The sequence below is a fragment of the Arthrobacter sp. P1_B4 genome (assembly GCF_056406555.1).
Genome location: NZ_JBFTZW010000026.1, coordinates 1 through 16,983, shown reverse-complemented (window position 1 = coordinate 16,983; position 16,983 = coordinate 1). Strand labels below are relative to the sequence as shown.

The 16,983-nt window shown below is 65.5% G+C and carries 17 protein-coding genes; 7 read left to right on the top strand and 10 right to left on the bottom strand.

All coding sequences use genetic code 11. The features are described from left to right. Nucleotides 1-31: 31 nt before the first annotated feature. Together AC1D1W_RS11075 and AC1D1W_RS11070 are read left to right on the top strand one after the other, a co-directional pair. Nucleotides 32-502 (top strand): MarR family winged helix-turn-helix transcriptional regulator, encoded by a 471-nt coding sequence (locus AC1D1W_RS11075; RefSeq protein WP_476943697.1) that lies wholly within the window; start codon nt 32-34, stop codon nt 500-502. Nucleotides 503-577: 75 nt separating this feature from the next. After that, nucleotides 578-766 carry a hypothetical protein gene (locus AC1D1W_RS11070; RefSeq protein ID WP_043436522.1) on the top strand — a complete coding sequence of 63 codons (189 nt, stop codon included), beginning with the start codon at nt 578-580 and terminating at the stop codon, nt 764-766. Nucleotides 767-831: 65 nt separating this feature from the next. On the opposite strand, the gene AC1D1W_RS11065 is transcribed toward AC1D1W_RS11070, so the two are convergent. The 8 genes from AC1D1W_RS11065 to AC1D1W_RS11030 form a co-directional block, all read right to left on the bottom strand. After that, nucleotides 832-2,196: an MFS transporter gene (locus tag AC1D1W_RS11065; RefSeq protein ID WP_476943696.1), complete on the bottom strand. Its 1,365-nt coding sequence runs from the start codon at nt 2,194-2,196 to the stop codon at nt 832-834. Nucleotides 2,197-2,371: 175 nt separating this feature from the next. Further along, a complete protein-coding gene (locus tag AC1D1W_RS11060) occupies nt 2,372-3,076 on the bottom strand; it encodes a FadR/GntR family transcriptional regulator (protein ID WP_476943695.1) in 705 nt (234 codons plus the stop codon). Nucleotides 3,077-3,086: 10 nt separating this feature from the next. Beyond that, entirely contained in the window at nt 3,087-4,214 is a 1,128-nt protein-coding gene (locus AC1D1W_RS11055) for an L-talarate/galactarate dehydratase (RefSeq protein WP_476943694.1), read from the bottom strand. Between the two features lie 100 nt (nt 4,215-4,314). After that, nucleotides 4,315-5,235 (bottom strand): AEC family transporter, encoded by a 921-nt coding sequence (locus AC1D1W_RS11050; protein WP_476943693.1) that lies wholly within the window; start codon nt 5,233-5,235, stop codon nt 4,315-4,317. A gap of 185 nt (nt 5,236-5,420) precedes the next feature. Further along, a complete protein-coding gene (locus AC1D1W_RS11045) occupies nt 5,421-6,749 on the bottom strand; it encodes an enolase C-terminal domain-like protein (protein WP_243177273.1) in 1,329 nt (442 codons plus the stop codon). Then, entirely contained in the window at nt 6,746-8,377 is a 1,632-nt protein-coding gene (locus tag AC1D1W_RS11040) for an aldehyde dehydrogenase (NADP(+)) (RefSeq protein ID WP_243177274.1), read from the bottom strand. Before AC1D1W_RS11040 ends, AC1D1W_RS11045 begins: the two co-directional genes overlap by 4 nt. Before the next feature lie 11 nt (nt 8,378-8,388). Then, nucleotides 8,389-9,303: a 5-dehydro-4-deoxyglucarate dehydratase gene (kdgD, locus tag AC1D1W_RS11035; protein WP_028277909.1), complete on the bottom strand. Its 915-nt coding sequence runs from the start codon at nt 9,301-9,303 to the stop codon at nt 8,389-8,391. A 129-nt stretch (nt 9,304-9,432) separates the two neighbouring features. After that, nucleotides 9,433-10,317, bottom strand: a complete 885-nt coding sequence (locus AC1D1W_RS11030; RefSeq protein WP_028277910.1) for a LysR family transcriptional regulator — start codon at nt 10,315-10,317, stop codon at nt 9,433-9,435. Nucleotides 10,318-10,459: 142 nt separating this feature from the next. On the opposite strand from AC1D1W_RS11030, the gene AC1D1W_RS11025 reads away from it, so the two are divergent. The 5 genes from AC1D1W_RS11025 (at nt 10,460) to cls (ending at nt 15,850) form a co-directional block, all read left to right on the top strand. After that, on the top strand, nt 10,460-11,461 hold the full coding sequence (locus tag AC1D1W_RS11025) for a Bug family tripartite tricarboxylate transporter substrate binding protein (RefSeq protein WP_476943692.1): 1,002 nt from the start codon (nt 10,460-10,462) through the stop codon (nt 11,459-11,461). A 26-nt stretch (nt 11,462-11,487) separates the two neighbouring features. Beyond that, a complete protein-coding gene (locus AC1D1W_RS11020; RefSeq protein ID WP_476943691.1) occupies nt 11,488-12,057 on the top strand; it encodes a tripartite tricarboxylate transporter TctB family protein in 570 nt (189 codons plus the stop codon). A 9-nt stretch (nt 12,058-12,066) separates the two neighbouring features. Beyond that, nucleotides 12,067-13,599, top strand: a complete 1,533-nt coding sequence (locus AC1D1W_RS11015) for a tripartite tricarboxylate transporter permease (RefSeq protein WP_476943690.1) — start codon at nt 12,067-12,069, stop codon at nt 13,597-13,599. Then, the gene (locus AC1D1W_RS11010) at nt 13,596-14,000 is read left to right on the top strand and encodes a universal stress protein (protein ID WP_476943689.1); all 405 of its coding nucleotides are present in this window, start codon (nt 13,596-13,598) and stop codon (nt 13,998-14,000) included. The genes AC1D1W_RS11015 and AC1D1W_RS11010 overlap by 4 nt, the downstream gene beginning before the upstream one ends. 383 nt (nt 14,001-14,383) lie before the next feature. Continuing rightward, nucleotides 14,384-15,850 carry a cardiolipin synthase gene (gene cls, locus AC1D1W_RS11005; protein ID WP_308197205.1) on the top strand — a complete coding sequence of 489 codons (1,467 nt, stop codon included), beginning with the start codon at nt 14,384-14,386 and terminating at the stop codon, nt 15,848-15,850. A gap of 62 nt (nt 15,851-15,912) precedes the next feature. Here the strand turns inward: cls and AC1D1W_RS11000 are convergent, their stop codons facing one another. Both AC1D1W_RS11000 and AC1D1W_RS10995 read right to left on the bottom strand, forming a co-directional pair. After that, nucleotides 15,913-16,599: a TM2 domain-containing protein gene (locus tag AC1D1W_RS11000; protein ID WP_476943688.1), complete on the bottom strand. Its 687-nt coding sequence runs from the start codon at nt 16,597-16,599 to the stop codon at nt 15,913-15,915. Nucleotides 16,600-16,734: 135 nt separating this feature from the next. Further along, nucleotides 16,735-16,983: WS/DGAT domain-containing protein (locus tag AC1D1W_RS10995; RefSeq protein WP_476943687.1), on the bottom strand; the 249-nt coding region annotated here is incomplete at its 5' end.

Sequence of the window (16,983 nt, the reverse complement as noted above, 5' to 3'; positions counted from 1 at the left end):
AATGATTCTGTCAATGGCGTAATATTGGGGCATGGACTCGCCGGATCCGCCGCGGCCGAAACGGACCGCTTTCCTGCTGTCCCAGCTCGGGGCGCTGGCATCGGCACGCTTCGCCGAGCGCACGCGCGAACTCGGCCTGACCCCAAGCGACGCGGGTGTCCTCCGCCTGCTCGGCCGCAGCCCCGGACTGAGCCAGCGGTCCTTGGCCGACCGCCTGGGGGCGGTGCCGAGCCGCGTGGTTCCCCTCATCGACTCGCTGGAAACGCGAGGGCTGGTGGCCCGCGTGCGCAGCAGCGCCGACCGGCGGAACTACGAGCTCCGGCTGACGGCCGAGGGCACGAAGGTTCTCGGGGCACTGCGCGGAATCGCCGAACGGTACGAGGCCGAACTCCTGGCCCCGCTCACCAGCGAACAGTCTGCGCAGCTGGGTATCCTGCTGGCCAGGTTGGCCAGCGCCCATGCCCTCGACACGGACCTGCATCGGGACACGAGGCCGGAATGAACCCGGCGTGCCGGCCGGTTCTTCGGCGCAATAGCCGTCCTTTTCAGCCGGCGGGCAGTGTGGGATCATCCCGGTATGGGCGAAAATACTGAACCGCGGGTGAGCTTGCCCTCCGGCCCCGAGCGCCTGAAGGGCACGCATCACCGCGACGTTGATGGCTACGGAAATCCGATCACGCAGCAGCTGCGCATCATCGGTCAGCGGCGCCGCGAAGCCGAAGAAAAGCTCGACCGGCACCTGCAGGACGCACGCAAGAGCCACTGAGCGCGGCATGGGCGATGGAAAAGGCAGGCGCCCGTCGGGCGCCTGCCTGTCCTTTCCGTGCCCGTCTACTTGGCGGCCACGGCGAACGCCGGCGCCTCCTCGGGTGCAGCCACGTGCCCTGCCGCGGCCTCGGACTTGCGCTCCTTGAGGAAGTAGACAAGGCCGGCGGCGATTGTCGATGCCGCTGCGAGGGCGAAGAGCCCCGGGATGACGCTGCCGGTCTGCTCCTTGATGATGCCGAAACCAAACGGCGCCACGAAGCCACCGAGGTTGCCCAGGGAGTTGATGATGGCAATGGCCGGCGCGAGGATGAGGGGGTGCAGGCCTGACTGGGGGATGGTCCAGAACAACGGTGACGCGCTCTTGAATCCCATGGCGGCGATGGCCAGGAACACGAGGGCCAGGACTGGGGAGGCGACGGCGGCTGCGAGCGTGCCGACGGCGGCGACCAGGAGCGCAGCGACGAGGAGGGGCCGCTTGGACTTGGCCTTGTCCTGCCACTTGGCGGCGAAGTACATGGCAATCACGGCGCAGATCCAGGGGATGGCGGAGAGGAATCCGACGCTCAGGTCCGTGGTCCCCGGGATCTGCTTGACGATGCTGGGCAGCCAGAACGTGTTGGCGTAGATGGAGAGCTGCACGGAGAAATAGATGCCGCAAAGGAGGAGGATCTGGGGGTTCAGGAGCATCTTCCAGCGGTTGATCTTCCCGCTGGGATTCCCGCCTGAGGCGGGGGCGTGCTGGGCGTCCTCGTCCGCAATCGCCGCGGTGAGGGCAAACTTCTCGCCCGCTGTCAGCCATGTGGCGTCCGCTATCTTGGCGTCAAGGACAAAGAACACCGCAATGCCGACAACCACGGAAAGCAACCCCTCGAAGCCGAACAGCCACTGCCAGCCGCGGTATCCCAGGACGTCGTTGAGGCTGAGCAGCATTCCGGCGATCGGGCCGGAGAGCGCCGCGGCGACCGAGGAACCGGCGATGAAGATCGCTGTTGCTTTGCCCCGTTGCCCGGCCGGCACCCAGCGGGCGAAGTAGAAGATGACGGCGGGGAAGAAGCCGGCTTCTGCGGCGCCGAGGAGGAACCGCAGGGCATAGAACATGGTCTCGTTCTGCACGAACACCATCAGAAAAGAGACGATGCCCCAGCTGATCATGATCCTGGCCAGCCAGACCTTGGCGCCGTACCTCTCCATCATCACGTTGCTGGGCAGTTCGAAGATTGCGTATGCGATGAAGAACAGCCCGGCCCCGAACCCGTAGGCGGCGGCGCCGATGCCGACATCCGCGTGCAGATGCTCCTGGGCATAGCCGATGTTGGACCGGTTGAGCTGGTTGCAGACCAACATGACGAGCATGATGGGCAGCACCCGCTTGAAGAACTTTTTCGTGGCCAAGGCCACGTCCGTGACAGCGTTGTCGACAGACTGCATGGAGATTTCCTTTGAATTGGCGAAGCTGGTCGGCCGGGGCGGGCAGTTTATTGTGGCCCTTGCCACAGCGATTCTTCACTTTATTCGGCGGCGGTAATGCCCGTCCAACACATTAATTGCATCGATGGATACCTTGAGGGACTGGAAGTCCCCGCCCGATGTCCGGGCCCTGGGGTCAGCCGTGGCCGGGAGCGGCGGCGCGCAGCCGCCGTCGGGAATTTGCCAGATGGCTCCGCATCGCCGCTGACGACGACGGTCCGTCGCCCTCCGCGATGGCGGCGACGATTGATTCGTGTTCCTGCACCACTTGGTCGAAATGCCCGCGCGCATCACGCTCGCCGCTGCCCACGAGCCGGCCGCGGGGCATCGCGATCATGGTCGGCCCCAGGGATGCGAGGCAGTCGGAGTAAAAGGGGTTTCCGGAGGCTGCGGCAATGGCCCGGTGGAACTCGTAGTCAGCCTTCATGGCGTGTCCCGGGTGGGCCGCGCTGTCCACGAAGTCTTCAAAAGCCTTCCGGACAGCGTTCAGCTGCCGGTCTGTGTGGTTCCGGGCGGCGAGGGCCGCAGCCTCGGACTCCACCGCGATGCGGAACTCCAGCTGCCACAGGCGGTCTTCCAGGCTGGCCACGGGGCGGCTGCCGGCCGCCTGCTGCGGGCCGTCCGGCGGCGGGGTCAGCGCGAAGCTGCCCCGCCCGCGTTCGGTTTCCACGAGCCCCTCAGCCTGCAGCCGGGTCAGTGCCGAACGGACCACGGTCCGGCTGACGCCGAATTCGCTGATCAGGGTGTTTTCGCTGGGCAGCTTCGCGCCCGGCGCAAGGACGCCGTCGACGATACGGCGTCGAAGATCGCTCGCGAGGTCCGCGGTCAGGTTCCGGCTCATGGCTTCAAGGTTACTTGCCGAATTCCACAGATTCTGTGGTCCAGGCGCGCGCCTGCCCGCTGAGGGAGATGCCCAGCCCTGGGCGGTCCGGGACCAGCATGCGGCCGTTCTTGGTTTCGAGGCGCTCGTTGAACAGCGGATCGAGCCAGTCGAAGTGTTCCACCCAGGGCTCGCGCGGGTAGGCTGCGGCGAGGTGTAGGTGTATTTCCATGGCGAAGTGCGGGGCGAGGCCGAGTCCGCGCTCGTCGGCCAGTGCGGCCAGGCGCAGGAATTGGGTGATGCCGCCGACGCGCGGGGCATCAGGCTGGATGATGTCACAGCCGTTGGCGCTGATCAGGCCCTTGTGCTCCGCGACCGAGGCCAGCATCTCGCCCGTGGCGATGGGGGTGTCCAGGGCGCGGGCGAGGTCCGCGTGGCCTTCGAAGTCGTACGCGTCAAGCGGTTCCTCGATCCAGACGAGGTTGAATTCTTCCAGCCGGCGGCCCATCCGCAGTGCGGTGGCGCGGTCCCACTGCTGGTTGGCGTCCACCATGAGTGGGACGTCCCAGCCAATGTGCTCGCGGATGCCGGCGACGCGGCGCAGGTCCTCGGCGGTGTCCGGAAGGCCGACCTTGATCTTGATGCCGCCGATGCCTTCGTCCAGCAGGACGGTGGCGCGGGCCTTGACCTCGGCCAGGGAGGCGTTGAGGAAGCCGCCTGACGTGTTGTAGGTCTGCACGGAGTCACGGTAGGCGCCCAGGAACTTGGCCAGCGGCAGGCCGGCGCGCTTGGCCTTGAGGTCGTAGAGCGCGATGTCGATTGCGGCCAGCGCCTGGGTGGCCACTCCGGAGCGGCCCACGGACGCACCGGCCCAGAGAAGTTTGGTGTAGAGCCGGCCGATGTCGTTCGGGTCCTCGCCGATGATGCCTTCGGCGACTTCCTTGGCGTGGGCGTACTGGGCCGGCCCGCCGGCGCGCTTGGAGTAGCTGAACCCGATTCCGCTGTGGCCCTGTTCGGTGGTGATTTCGGCGAAAAGGAACACGACCTCGGTCATCGGCTTCTGGCGTCCGGTGAACACTTTCGCGTCACTGATCGGAACGGCGAGTGGAAGCCTGGCCGTGGACAGCTTTACATGGCGGATGAGATCAACGCTGGTCATGGTTCTCCCTGAAGTTCCTGCGAGGCAACTCCGCCTCGCTCAACTTAGGCTACAAGTTACTTACTTGTATAACAAGCGCTGGGGGAGTGTTTCGCCTCAGTCAGCCAAGCAACCAGGCGATGACCAGCAAAGAGCCGGCGCAGAGCAGGGTGGTGCACAGGATGACGTCCCGGGCAACGATCACGCCGCGCTGGTACGGGGAGGCGAAGAGGAAGACATTCTGGGCCGTGGGCAGCGCCCCCATGATCACGATGGCCAACAGGTGCTGCCCCTCGAGGCCGAAGACGAAGCGGCCCAGCGCCCAGACGAGCACGGGCATGCCTGCGATCTTCAGGAAGGTGGCGACGAGCGATTCAGTGCGCCCGTCGCCCTTTTGCAGCGGGGCCTTGCCGGCCAGGGACAGTCCGAAGGCCAGCAGCACCATGGGGACGGCGCCGCCGGCGAGCATGTCGACGGGTATCAGCAGCAGTTCCGGAACTGTCCAGCCGGTCAGTGCGACCGCCGCGCCCAGGCCGGAGGCGATGATCATGGGGTTGGCTAAGGGCTGAAGCAGAAGTTTCCGCCAAGAGATCCTGGACCCCGATGCAACACCCAGCAGGGTCAAATAGACCGGCGCCAGGACGAGGATCTGTGCCAGCAGGACGGGAGCCACGTGCTGGGCCGTTCCCACGGCGTAGAGGGAGACGGGGATCCCGATGTTGTTGGCGTTCGCGTAGCTGCTGGCCATCGCGCCGACGGCTGTCTCTGCCACCGGCCGGCGGAAGAACAGGACACTCAGCAGGGAATAGAGCAGCCCCACGGCCGCCGCGGAAAGCAGCGCCAGCGGGGCATCAGTTCCGAGCGCGGCCCGGATATCGCTGCCGGCCACCACCGTGAACAGCAGTGCCGGGTTGGTGATGTAAAACGCCGTGCGGGTCAGGGCGCCCTGGACTTCCGGTCCGAGGATCCGCAGCCGGGCCGAGAGATATCCGACGGCGATGACGGAGGCGACGATCAGTATGCCGGTGAGAACGCCGCCCAAGATTGGTCCTTCGTGTCGGGTGCCTGCGACCAGGGGAGCCGGAAGCGGGATGCCGCACGGCCGAACCCTCTCCTGCGCAAGGAGAGCCGGCCGTGCGGCAGCGGTGGGGATCCGCCTCAGGGATGCTGCCCGGCGGACAGTCCCTAGCGAACAGACCCTAGTGAGCAGTCCCTATCGAGCAGTCTCTATCGAATCAGGCAGGGCCGTTTGGGGTCGAAGGACCAGCCGTCAATGTAGTACTGCATGCCGATGCTGTCGTCGCGGGCGTCGAGGCCGTGTTCCAGGTACAGCTGGTGTGCCTTGTCCAGAGCGGCGCGGTCCAGCTCGATTCCGAGGCCCGGAGCGTCCGGAACCCTGATCGCACCTTCCTTGATCTGCAGTGGTTCCTTGGTGAGCCCCTGGCCGTCCTGCCAGATCCAATGCGTGTCCAGCGCCGTGATTTCTCCCGGGGCGGCCGCCCCGGTGTGGGTGAACATGGCGAGCGAGATGTCGAAGTGGTTGTTCGAGTGCGATCCCCAGGTCAGGCCGAATTCGGCGCACATCTGGGCCACCCGGACGGAACCGTGCATGGTCCAGAAATGCGGGTCCGCGAGGGGGATGTCCACGGCGTTGCTGCGGATGGCATGGGACATTTCGCGCCAGTCCGTCGCGATCATGTTCGTCGCGGTCTTCAGCCCGGTGGCGCGGCGGAATTCGGCCATGACCTCGCGTCCGGAGAAGCGGCCTTCCGCGCCGCAGGGGTCCTCGGCGTAGGCCACAATGCCCTGCATGCGTTGGCCCAGCCGGACGGCCTCCTCCAGGAGCCAGGCGCCGTTGGGATCAAGGGTGATCCTGGCCTCCGGGAAACGCCTGGCCAAGGCCGTCACCACATCCACCTCGGCGTCGCCGGAGAGCACGCCGCCCTTGAGCTTGAAGTCGCTGAATCCGTAGCGTTCCTGGGCGGCTTCGGCCAGGGCCACCACGGCCTCCGGTGTCATGGCCTCCTGCCGGCGGAGCTTTTCCCACCGGTCCGCCGGCGCGTCCTCCACCAGGTACGGCAAATCCGTTCGGCCGGGGTCGCCGATGAAGAACAGATAACCGAGCATGGGCACCGAGCTGCGCTGCTGGCCGTCGCCGAGCAGTTCCGCGACGGGGACGCCGAGGAACTGACCGTGCAGGTCAAGGAGGGCGGATTCGATCGCGGTGACGGCATGGACGGTGGTGCGCAGGTCAAAGGTCTGCAGGCCGCGGCCGCCGGCGTCGCGGTCGGCGAACTTCGCCGCGACGTCCCGGAGCAGGGAGCGGTAGCGGGCCACCGGCTGGCCGGCCAGGAAGATGCCGGCTTCCTCGATGGTGGCCCGGATCTTTTCCCCGCCCGGCACTTCGCCGAGTCCGGTGCGGCCATTCGAATCGGTGATAAGAACGATGTTGCGGGTGAAGAACGGGCCGTGCGCGCCGCTGAGGTTCATCAGCATGCTGTCGTGCCCGGCAACGGGGACCACTTCAACGTGGGCAATGGTGGGCCGCGTGCTCACGCGTTGACCTCTGCTTTCTCTGTTGCTGCCTCTTCTGCTGCGGAGGCTTGAACGACGCCGTCGATCCGGCGGTTCAGCCGCCACGGGTTGGGGTCCTGCAGCGGCGCCGGGAGCAGTTCCTGTGGCAGGTTCTGGTAGGCGACGGGGCGCAGGAACCGGCTGATTGCCAATGTACCCACGGACGTGGTCCGGGTGTCGGATGTGGCGGGGAACGGGCCGCCGTGCACCATGGCGTGGCCAACTTCGACGCCGGTCGGCCAGCCGTTGACGATGATCCGGCCGACCTTTTGCTCCAACACCGGGATGAGGGGGGCAGCGGCGCGGTAGTCCGACTCGGTCAGTTGCAGGGAGGCCGTGAGCTGGCCTTCGAGCCGCTGGGCGGCGTCAACGAGCTCCTCGGTGGTGGAGTAGCGGATCATCAGGCTGGCGGCGCCGAAGATTTCCTGGTGCAGGACGGGGTTGGCCACGAACTCGGCGACAGACGTGCCGAAGATGGCCGGAGCCGGGGCGTTCTTCGTCGCCCCGTCGGCGCCCTGGCCGACGACGCTGACGTTCCCGGCGGAACCCAGTGCATCGGCTCCGGCGTGCCAGGACCCGGCGATGCCTTCGGTCAGCATGGTCTGCCCGGCGCATGAGGACACGGCCCGGCCGACGGCGGCGCCAAAGGCGTCGCCGGCCGCGCCGGCGGGGGCGAACAGGAGGCCGGGGGAGGTGCACAGCTGCCCGGAGCTGCCGGTGACGGCGGCAACGTACTGCCGGGCGAGAACGCTGATTTCTTCGGCGTTGCCGTCGAGGGCGCCGGGGAAGACGAACACCGGGTTGAGCGAGGACATTTCCGCATAGACGGGAATGGGTTCGGGCCGGGCGGCGGCGGTGCGCATCAGGGCGATGCCGGCGGACTGCGATCCGGTGAAGCCGACGGCCTTGATGGCTGGATCGGCGACGAGCGCCTGGCCGATGCTGGTGCCCGGACCGTAGATCAGCGAGAACACGCCCGGGTGCAGCCCGGTGTCGCGGACGGCCTTGGCGATGGCCTGGCCGACGAGTTCGCCGGTGCCCGGATGCGCATTGTGGGCCTTGAAGACCACGGGGCAGCCGGCGGCGAGGGCGGAGGCGGTGTCGCCGCCCGCCGTCGAGAAGGCCAGCGGGAAGTTGCTCGCACCAAAAACGGCGACGGGACCAAGCGGGATCTGCCGCTGCCGGATGTCCGCCCGCGGCAGCGGAGCGCGGTCCGGCAGCGCCGGGTCGATCCGGACCCCGCGGTAATCCCCTTGGCGTACGACGCCGGCGAAGAGCCGGAGCTGGCCGGTGGTGCGCGCCCGCTCGCCCTGGAGCCTGGCGGCCGGTAGTCCGGTCTCGAGGCCCGCTCGGGTGATGAGTTCCTCGCCAATCGCCTCGATGTTCCCGGCAATGGCCTCAAGGAACCGGGCGTGGGTTTCCGGGTCGAGCGTGCTGAAGGAGGGGTAGGCCGCGGCGGCCGCTGCGGTGGCGTCCTTCAGCTGTTCCCCGGTGAGCAGCGTGTAGCCGGGTTCGAGCCGTTCGTTCGTGGCGGGATTGAAGGCGTACGCCGTCGCGCCGTCCCCGGCGACGGCCTGGCCGGCAATGAGTGAGCGTCCGGTGAGTGTCACGGTGCATCCTCCTAGGAAACGGTGGCGATAAGGGACTTGAGGTCTGCGAGGTCCTGGGGCGCCAGGTTCTGCAGCGGCGGGCGGACCCCGCCGGCGGAGCGGCCAATCGCGGCCAGTCCGCCCTTGACGATCGAGACGGAGTAGCCCTTCACCCGGTCGCGGATGTCCAGGTAGGGGATCACGAACTCGTTCAGCTTCTTGTTCACGGCCACCCGGTCGTGGTTGCGGACATCCTGGTAGAAGTCCAGCGCAAACTGCGGCACGAAGTTGTACATGGCGCTGGAATAGGTGCTCATGCCCAGCTGCAGCAGCGGGAGGGCGAACGTCTCGGCCGTGGGGAGGCCGCCGAGGTAGAACAGGCGGTCGCCGAGCTTGGCGTAGACCCGGGCGTCGTGTTCGAGGTCTCCGACTCCATCCTTGAAGCCGATCAGGTTCTGGTGGCGGTCGGCCAGGGTGGCGACGGTGGTGTCCTTGTAGATCGCGTTCGCACGGTTGTAGATGATGACACCGAGGGAGGTGGACCGGCAGATGGCGCTGACGTGGTCGATCAGGCCGCCCTGGTCCGCCTCGGTGAGGTAGGGCGGGAGCAGCAGGATGCCGTCGGCGCCGGCGGCCTCGGCGGCGCGGGCGTTTTCGATGGCCTGGGCGGTGGAGCCGCCGGCGGAGGCCAGGACCGGGACGATGCTGCCGACTTCCCCGACGGCGGCGCGGACGACGCGCTCGGACTCGGCCGGGGTCAGTGAGAAGCCCTCCCCGGTTCCGCCGGCCGCGAAGAGTCCGGCGACCGGGAAGCTGGCCTGCCAGGCGAGGTGTTTGCGGTAGTTCTCTTCGTCGAACTGGAGCTGTTCGTCGAACGAGGTGACGGGGAAGGAGAGCAGGCCGTCCTTGAGGACGTTGGCCAGTTCCTGGGGTGCGTATTTTGCCACGGTGGGGTCCTCCGGGTATGCGCCGAGTCGGCGGGGAAGTGCGGTTCCCCTTCAGACTAGGTTTGCCGCCTCATGCCTGTCCAAGTGCATTATTGAATGCATTGATACCTTCAGTGCATTGTGGCGACCTTAGTCCAGCTGGAAGTCCAGGGCGCCGAGCAGCCGCGACAGGGCGGGATTGCTCACTTTACGGCTCCAGATGGCATGGAGCTCCACGGGTTCGCCGTGGCTGCTGGCCAGCGGGAGGAATTCGACCCCCTGGATGCCCAGCGCTGTGGCGGACCGGGGCACAAAGGCGACTCCGCGTTTGGCCGCCACCAGCGAGACCATGGTGAGGATCTGGCTGACCGTGTGGACCACGTTGCCGTGCTGCACCGGCAGCATGCGGATCACGAGGTCGTAGAAGTACCGGGCCTGCAGTGGCGAATGCATGATGAGGGCCTCGTCCTTGAGGTCCTCGTTCCCGACAATGCCGCCGCGGCGGGCCAGGGGATGGCCGGCCGGAACGGCCACCATCATGGATTCGCGGTAAAGAAGCCGCGAATCAAAAACGTCTTTGTCGAAGGGCGGACGTGCCAGCCCCAGGTCCAGTTCTCCCGTTTCCAGGGCCTGGATCTGTTCACCGGTCACCATTTCCTGCAGGTCGACGTCGACGTCGGGAAGGATCGCCGAAATCTCCTCCAGCAGGGGCCCCAAGATACTGAACCCGCTGGCCGCGGTGAAACCGATTCGCAGAAGGCCGGAGCGGCCCGAGGCGATCCGGCGGGCGGTGACAGGGGCGCGTTCGGCGAGGGCCAGCAACCGCCTGGCTTCCTCCAGGAAGGCGGTTCCCGCCGGGGTCAGCTGGACCTTCCGGTTGTCCCGTTCCAGCAGCTCGGCGCCGACGGCCTTCTCCAGCTTTTGGATCTGCCGGCTCAGCGGAGGCTGGGTCATGTTCAGGCGTTCCGCCGCGCGGCCGAAGTGAAGCTCTTCTGCCACCGCGATGAATCCGGCCAGCTGGTCAAAGGTAAACATGATGCCTTCCCGGTATCACTCGATGCATATTTGGGCTTAGACATGCATCATAGCCGCTCCCTACACTCGACACAGCGAACCGGCAGTGACGCGGTTCACATGCTTCCGGGGCGCTGGCCCTGATCATCAATGAGGAGTTTCAATGATGCACTTCCCTTCGCGCCGCACCGTACTTGGAGCGGCATCCGCCGTCACGCTCTTGGCGCTGACGGCCTGCGGCAATGTTGCCGGCGGCAGTACCGATTCTTCAAAATATCCGAACGGGCCCGTAAGCCTCACCGTGGGCCAGGCCGCCGGCGGCAGCACCGACTTGATTGCCCGCGCCATCTCCGAGGGCGCTTCCAAAACCCTCGGCGCCCCGATGCCTGTGGTGAACAAGCCAGGGGCCAACGGCGCCTTGGCCACAAAGGAAGTTGCCGGCAAGCCCGCCGACGGCCAGAACCTCCTTCTGGTCACCGCGTCCCTGATCACGATCACCCCGCTTGCGGTCACCGCGGATGAGGCCGTCAGCATCGACGACCTGGACATCATTGCCGGCCTGTCGCAGGACGACTACGTGCTGGTCGCCAGCAAAACCTCCGGCTTCAACAGCATCAAGGACCTGACCGGAGCAGGGCGCAATATCACGTTCGGCACCACCGGCGTGGGCACCGGCAGCCAGCTGGCACAGACCGTCCTGTTCAAGCAGGCCGGCGTCAAGGGCACCGATGTACCGTTCGACAGCGGCAAGCCAGCCCTCACCGCGGTCCTCGGCAACCAGGTAGAAGTGTCCACCATCCAGCTCGGCGAAGCCATGCCGCAGATCAAGGCCGGAAAGGTCACACCGCTGCTCGTCTTTTCGGAGGAGCGGAACTCCTTCCTCCCGGATGTGCCTACGGCCAAGGAATCCGGTTACGACGTTCCCGTGGCGCAGTATCGCGCCGTCGCCGCTCCCAAAGGAACGCCCAAGGACGTGAAGGACAAGCTGCTCGCTGCCATCAAGGAGACCTTCAAGTCCGATTCCTACAAGGAATTCAACAAGAAGAACATGCTGACCCCGAAGGAAATCTCCGGCGAGGAAGTCGTCACCCAGTGGAAGGACTACGCCGCCAAGTACAAGTCGCTGGTGGAGAAGTACGACATCAGCCTCAGCGGAACGAAGTGATCCAAGTGTCGTCTTCACCTTCTTCAGTGCCCGCCGGAGGGGGAAGCCGCCCCGCGGCCCCCTCCGGCGGGAACGCCCCCGAAGCTCCCGGGGACGACGTTCTGGAGGACCTCACGCCGGAGCAACTCGCCGCGCATTGGGAGGAAGAGAAGCCGCCCGCCGCCGGAGCGCTGGCAAATGCGGCATCCTCCTTGGTGGTTCTCGGCGTCGGCACCGGCGCCCTGGTCCTGTCCGTTGCCATGGGCCTCGGCACTCCGGCAGCGCCGGAGCCCGGGCTGTGGCCGTTCATGATCAGCTGCGTCATGGTGGTCCTGGGCCTCTTCCAGTTGACCGTCGGGCGGCACAACCGGGACGCGGAGAAGTTCACCCGCATGTCCTCCGCACCCCTGACAGGGCTCGTCACCCTCGCCGCCATGGTCGCGCTGATGCCGGCCATCGGTTTTGAATTGCCCGCCCTCGTCCTGTGCATCATCTGGATGCGCTTCCTCGGCGGCGAAACGTGGCGCTCCACCCTGCTGGTAAGCGCGATCGTCGTGGCGGCGTTCTACGGAATCTTCGTCCTTGCGCTCAACACCTCCATTCCCCACCTCTTCTAGGAGAACCCCGTGGATTTTCTAAATCCCGTGATCAACGGATTCGCCGTTGTCCTGGAGCCGAGCAACCTCCTCTACTGCCTGATTGGCGTCGTCATCGGCATGTTGATCGGTGTCCTGCCCGGTCTGGGGCCCGCGGCAACCATCGCCATCCTGCTGCCGCTGACCTACAACGTCGAACCCGTCACCGCCATCATCATGCTCGCGGGCATCTTTTACGGCGCACAGTACGGCGGCACCATCACCTCCGTGCTCCTGCGGCTTCCCGGCGAAGCCTCGTCCGTGGTGACCGTCTTCGACGGCTACCAGATGGCCAAACAGGGGAAGGCAGGTACCGCACTCGGCTTGGCGTCCATCGGCTCGTTCATCGGCGGAACCGCCTCAATCGTTGGCTTGACCTTCCTGGCGCCCGTCGTGGCGAGCTTTGCCCTCGACTTCGGCCCGGCCGAATACTCGGCGCTCGCACTGCTCGGCATCCTGTTGGTCGCCACCATCAGCAACGGTGCCAAGACCAAGGCACTCATCGCCGCCGCCGTCGGCTTGCTGCTGGCAACGGTCGGCCGGGACATCTTCACCGGCGAAAGCCGCTTCACCTTCGGCAACCTGGAACTGGCCGACGGAATTGATTTCGTGCCGATCGCCATGGGCATCTTCGGCCTGGGCGAAATCCTCTACAACCTCGAAGAGCGGCACCGCGCCGCCAAGGCGCCGTCCAAGGTCACGAACGTCTGGCCATCACGGACGGATCTCGCGCAGGCCTCCGGCGCGATCGCCCGCGGTTCTGTCCTCGGGTTCTTCCTCGGCATTTTGCCCGGTGGCGGTGCCACCATCGCATCGATGGCCTCCTATGCGATGGAGAAGAAGCGCGCCAAGCAGCCGGAACGATTCGGTAAAGGGGCACCGGAGGGCGTCGCTGGACCGGAAACCGCCAACAACGCCGCAGCAACGTCGTCGTTCATCCCGCTGCTGACCCTCGGAATCCCGGCTAACGCCACCATGGCCTTGATGTTCGGTGCCCTGCTGATCCAGGGTGTGACGCCGGGCCCGCAGTTGGTGGAGCAGGACCCCGGGCTGTTCTGGGGCGTGGTGAACTCCATGTACATCGGCAACATCCTGCTGCTGATCATGAGCCTGCCCCTCGTCGGAATCTTCGTGAAAATCCTCCGCGTCCGCGCCGCGATCCTGGCCCCGGTCACCGCCCTCATCACGCTGCTCGGTGCCTACACCATCAACAACAGCATGTTCGATGTGACGCTTGTCGTGGTGTTTGGGATCGTGGGATACCTGATGAAGAAGTTCGGCTTTGAACCCGGTCCGCTGGTCCTGGCGTTCGTCCTCGGGTCCCTGCTGGAGAGCTCACTGCGCCGTTCACTTCTCGTGTTCGGCGGCGATCCCACGGGCTTCTTCACCCGCCCCATCTCCGCGACGCTGCTCATCGTGTTCGTCCTGGTAGCCGTGCTCCCGGGCATCCGGACTCTCCTGGCGAAGTGGACGACGGCGCCAAGCGAACAGCCCATCACCACGAAAATCAAGGAGAAGGTATGAGCATCATCGTCGGATTCGTCCCCACACCGGCAGGGGAGGCCGCGCTGACCGCCGGCATTGCCGAAGCCATGCTCASGAACGAAGACCTGGTGATCGTCAACTCCGCCCGCGAAGGCGCCCTGGTGGACAAAGCCGTTGCCGGCTCCGACATCCTGGAGGAGGCCGGCCGCCGGGCCACGGAGGCCGGAATCAGGGCAACGGTGATCCAGCCGCCGTACCGTGACGACCTCGCCGATGAATTCCTGGACGTCGCCCGCGAGGTCAACGCATCCCTGATTGTCATTGGCCTGCGGCACCGCTCACAGGTCGGCAAATTCATCCTGGGCAGCCACGCCCAGCGCATCCTCATGCAGGCCGACCGGCCCGTCCTTGCCGTGAAGGCGGACGGGGCCCTCTCCTAGAAAGCTCTCGCGGCTCTCAAAGAGTGGACGGGCCGGACCCCCTAGGYGGGGTCCGGCCCGTTTGCTTGAGCGCGGGCGCGCAGCCACCACGGGCCATGGCAGTCGCCTGCCGGCCCAGCTGGTCGAACACGACTCGGAGCTCGCGCCATGCATTTCCGGAATTTCACCCGCAGCGGGTGAGGCCCATGCCGGACCTAATGCAAACAATGGTCATACCCTCCAAAGGCAGGGCTGAGGGACATGCCGTCCCGGAAACGAGAACGCATCTTTGAGAGCAGGAAAAGCAAATGAGTTTCCGGGAAGACTATTGGGATATTTTGACGGAACCAAGAGCCGGGTGCTGGTCTGACGGCGTTCGTGCATTGAAGTACGTTTAGGCAGCCGTGCGCGGATCCTTCCAGGACGCTGAAACTTTTGCCTTGCTCCTGCTGGCGGCCCACATACTACTCGTGACCGTCGCAGCTGTCCTGGTGTCGATGAATCGCCGTCCATCCTCTGCTATTGCCTGGGTGCTCGCCATAATTTTCATACCGATCCTTGGTGCCGTCGCATATTTCTTTGTTGGTTACTCGAAACTGCCCAAGGCGCGCAGGGACAAGCAGCGCGAAGTCAACGCTCTGGTCCTGGCCCGGACTGAAGGCAGCCCGTTCATAAGCCGCGGCCTTGATTGGCCGGAATGGCTGCATTCGGCGGTGGTGTTGAACAGCAACCTTGGGGCGCTCCCTATGGTCGCGGGCAACAGTGCGACCCTGTTGGGCGACTACAACGGAGCTTTCGATGCCATGATCGCTGATATTGATTCGGCCACAAGTTATGTGCACGTGGAGTTTTACATCCTCGTGCTGGACGCAACGACAGAGCCGTATTTTCAGTCGCTGGCCCGGGCACGACGGCGCGGCGTTGACGTGCGGGTTCTGTCCGATCACCTGGCTGGCCTGAAGTTCCCCGGCCGGAAAGAAACCTTGGAGTTCCTCCAGGAGATAGGGGCGGAATATCGCCCCATGCTGCCGGTGCGGCCTTGGCGTGGCGAATGGCAGAGGCCGGACCTGCGCAATCACCGGAAGATCTGCGTCGTCGATGGCCGCGTGGGATTCACGGGGTCCCAGAACCTCATCGACGCGAGCTACGACACGAAGGGCAACCTGAAGCGCGGGCTTCAGTGGCACGAACTGATGATGCGCGTTGAGGGACCAGTGGTCCGGGAGCTGGATGCGGTCTTCGCGACGGACTGGTACAGCGAAGCGGGTGTGATACTGCCACTGGATTCCAGCGCCATCGGCGTCAGCCATCATTCTGCGCTCGTCGACGCGCAAGTCCTGCCCAGTGGCCCCAGCTTCGACAACGACAACAATTTGAAGCTCTACGCGACGCTTATCCACAAAGCTGAGCGCCGCGTCAGCATCACCAGTCCATACTTTGTCCCGGACGAATCCATCCTGATGGCTATTGTCACGGCAGCCGCGCGGGGGCTAAGCGTCGAGCTCTTTGTTTCCGAGGTCGGTGACCAGAGCATGGTCTATCACGCGCAGCGTTCGTACTACGAAGCACTGCTCCGCGCGGGCGTCAGGATTTACCTTTACCGGGCACCGAAGGTGCTGCACTCCAAGCACTTCACTATTGACGAGGAAGTTGCGGTGATTGGGTCCAGCAACATGGATGTGCGTTCCTTCAGCCTCAACATGGAGGTATCCGTACTTGTGCACGGGCGCGATTTTGTGGACGCCATTCGCGGGATCGAAGACGGGTACCGCGTGGAAAGCCGCGAGCTGCAGCTCGAAGACTGGATCCGGCGGCCCGTAGCCCAAAAAGTATTCGACAATCTGGCGCGCCTGACCGCGTCTCTTCAATAGGGAACGGTCAGGTCCCAGTCCTTCCCTGTCGTCGGCCCGGTATGTGACGGCGCACCGTGACGCTACCCGGAGGGCCGGTATTCCTGGGCCGTAAGGTGCCAGACGGCTCCATTAGTGCTGACTATCAGCGCGTATGTCCCCGGAGCCAGGCTGATGCCGATCGCCCCGGCGCCGGCCTTGGCCAGGGACAGCACGGTGAGGGCCGGTCCATTCACGGGTTGGAGATAGGCAATGGCGGCCCCGGTGAAGGTGTACTCAATGTGAAGCCTGCCGGTGAGGGTTACGAGTGGGCCCGGGGGTTTCGTGCCGGAGGCCTCCGCGACGGTGACCCATTCTTTCACCGGGGGCCGCGGGGCCGGATGCAGCACTGCGTTTATCGCGGCAACTGTGGCGGTCACAGTCCCGGTGACGGGGGCGGCGCTGACGCAGACCACCGCACCGGCGAGGGTGACGACCAGGACAGTCGAGGCCAGACGCAGGCCGCGTCGCAGGGAGTTGGTCCCGGCCAACGGCATGGATGCCCCGTCGGCGGCGTACTCATTGGTGATCCGGAATAGGTCAATGAGCCACCAGATGCCGGCGCCGCCCAGCGTCAACAGCTTCAAGGTGCCGGTAACCGGCTTGTGGAGGTAGAACCTGTCCGCGCCGCTGAAGCCCAGGAACAATGCCAGCAGCCACGCCGTGCGCAGGGAACGCATCGGCGGCAGTTCACCGTCGAAGACAAGCCCGTACTGCTCGGTCCTGGGCACATTCCCGATTCTGGAACAGCCACGTCCGGATGTCCACAGGCATTCGGTGTGCGCTCGGTCAGTCCCTTAGGATCCACACGCGGAGAATGCGCCGAGCCGACGGCTCTTCATGAACGGATATCCTCGGGTCGAAGCTTATGAAGGCCCAGTCACCATCAGAGCTTCAAGGGCGCTGGAAAGTTCGTCACGCAGTCCTGTCAGGTCCGGGCACGCCCCGGGATCGGCGATTGTGGTGATGGTCAGCGTGCCGGCGTAGGAGAGGACTGCAAAGGCAACCGTTACGTTACCGCTGATCGCTCCGAGTGGAATGATCCCGGTTACCGGTCTGCCCGCGACCACCAAGGCGCGTTCGGGCCCCCGCAGGTTCGTGACGAATGTATGGAC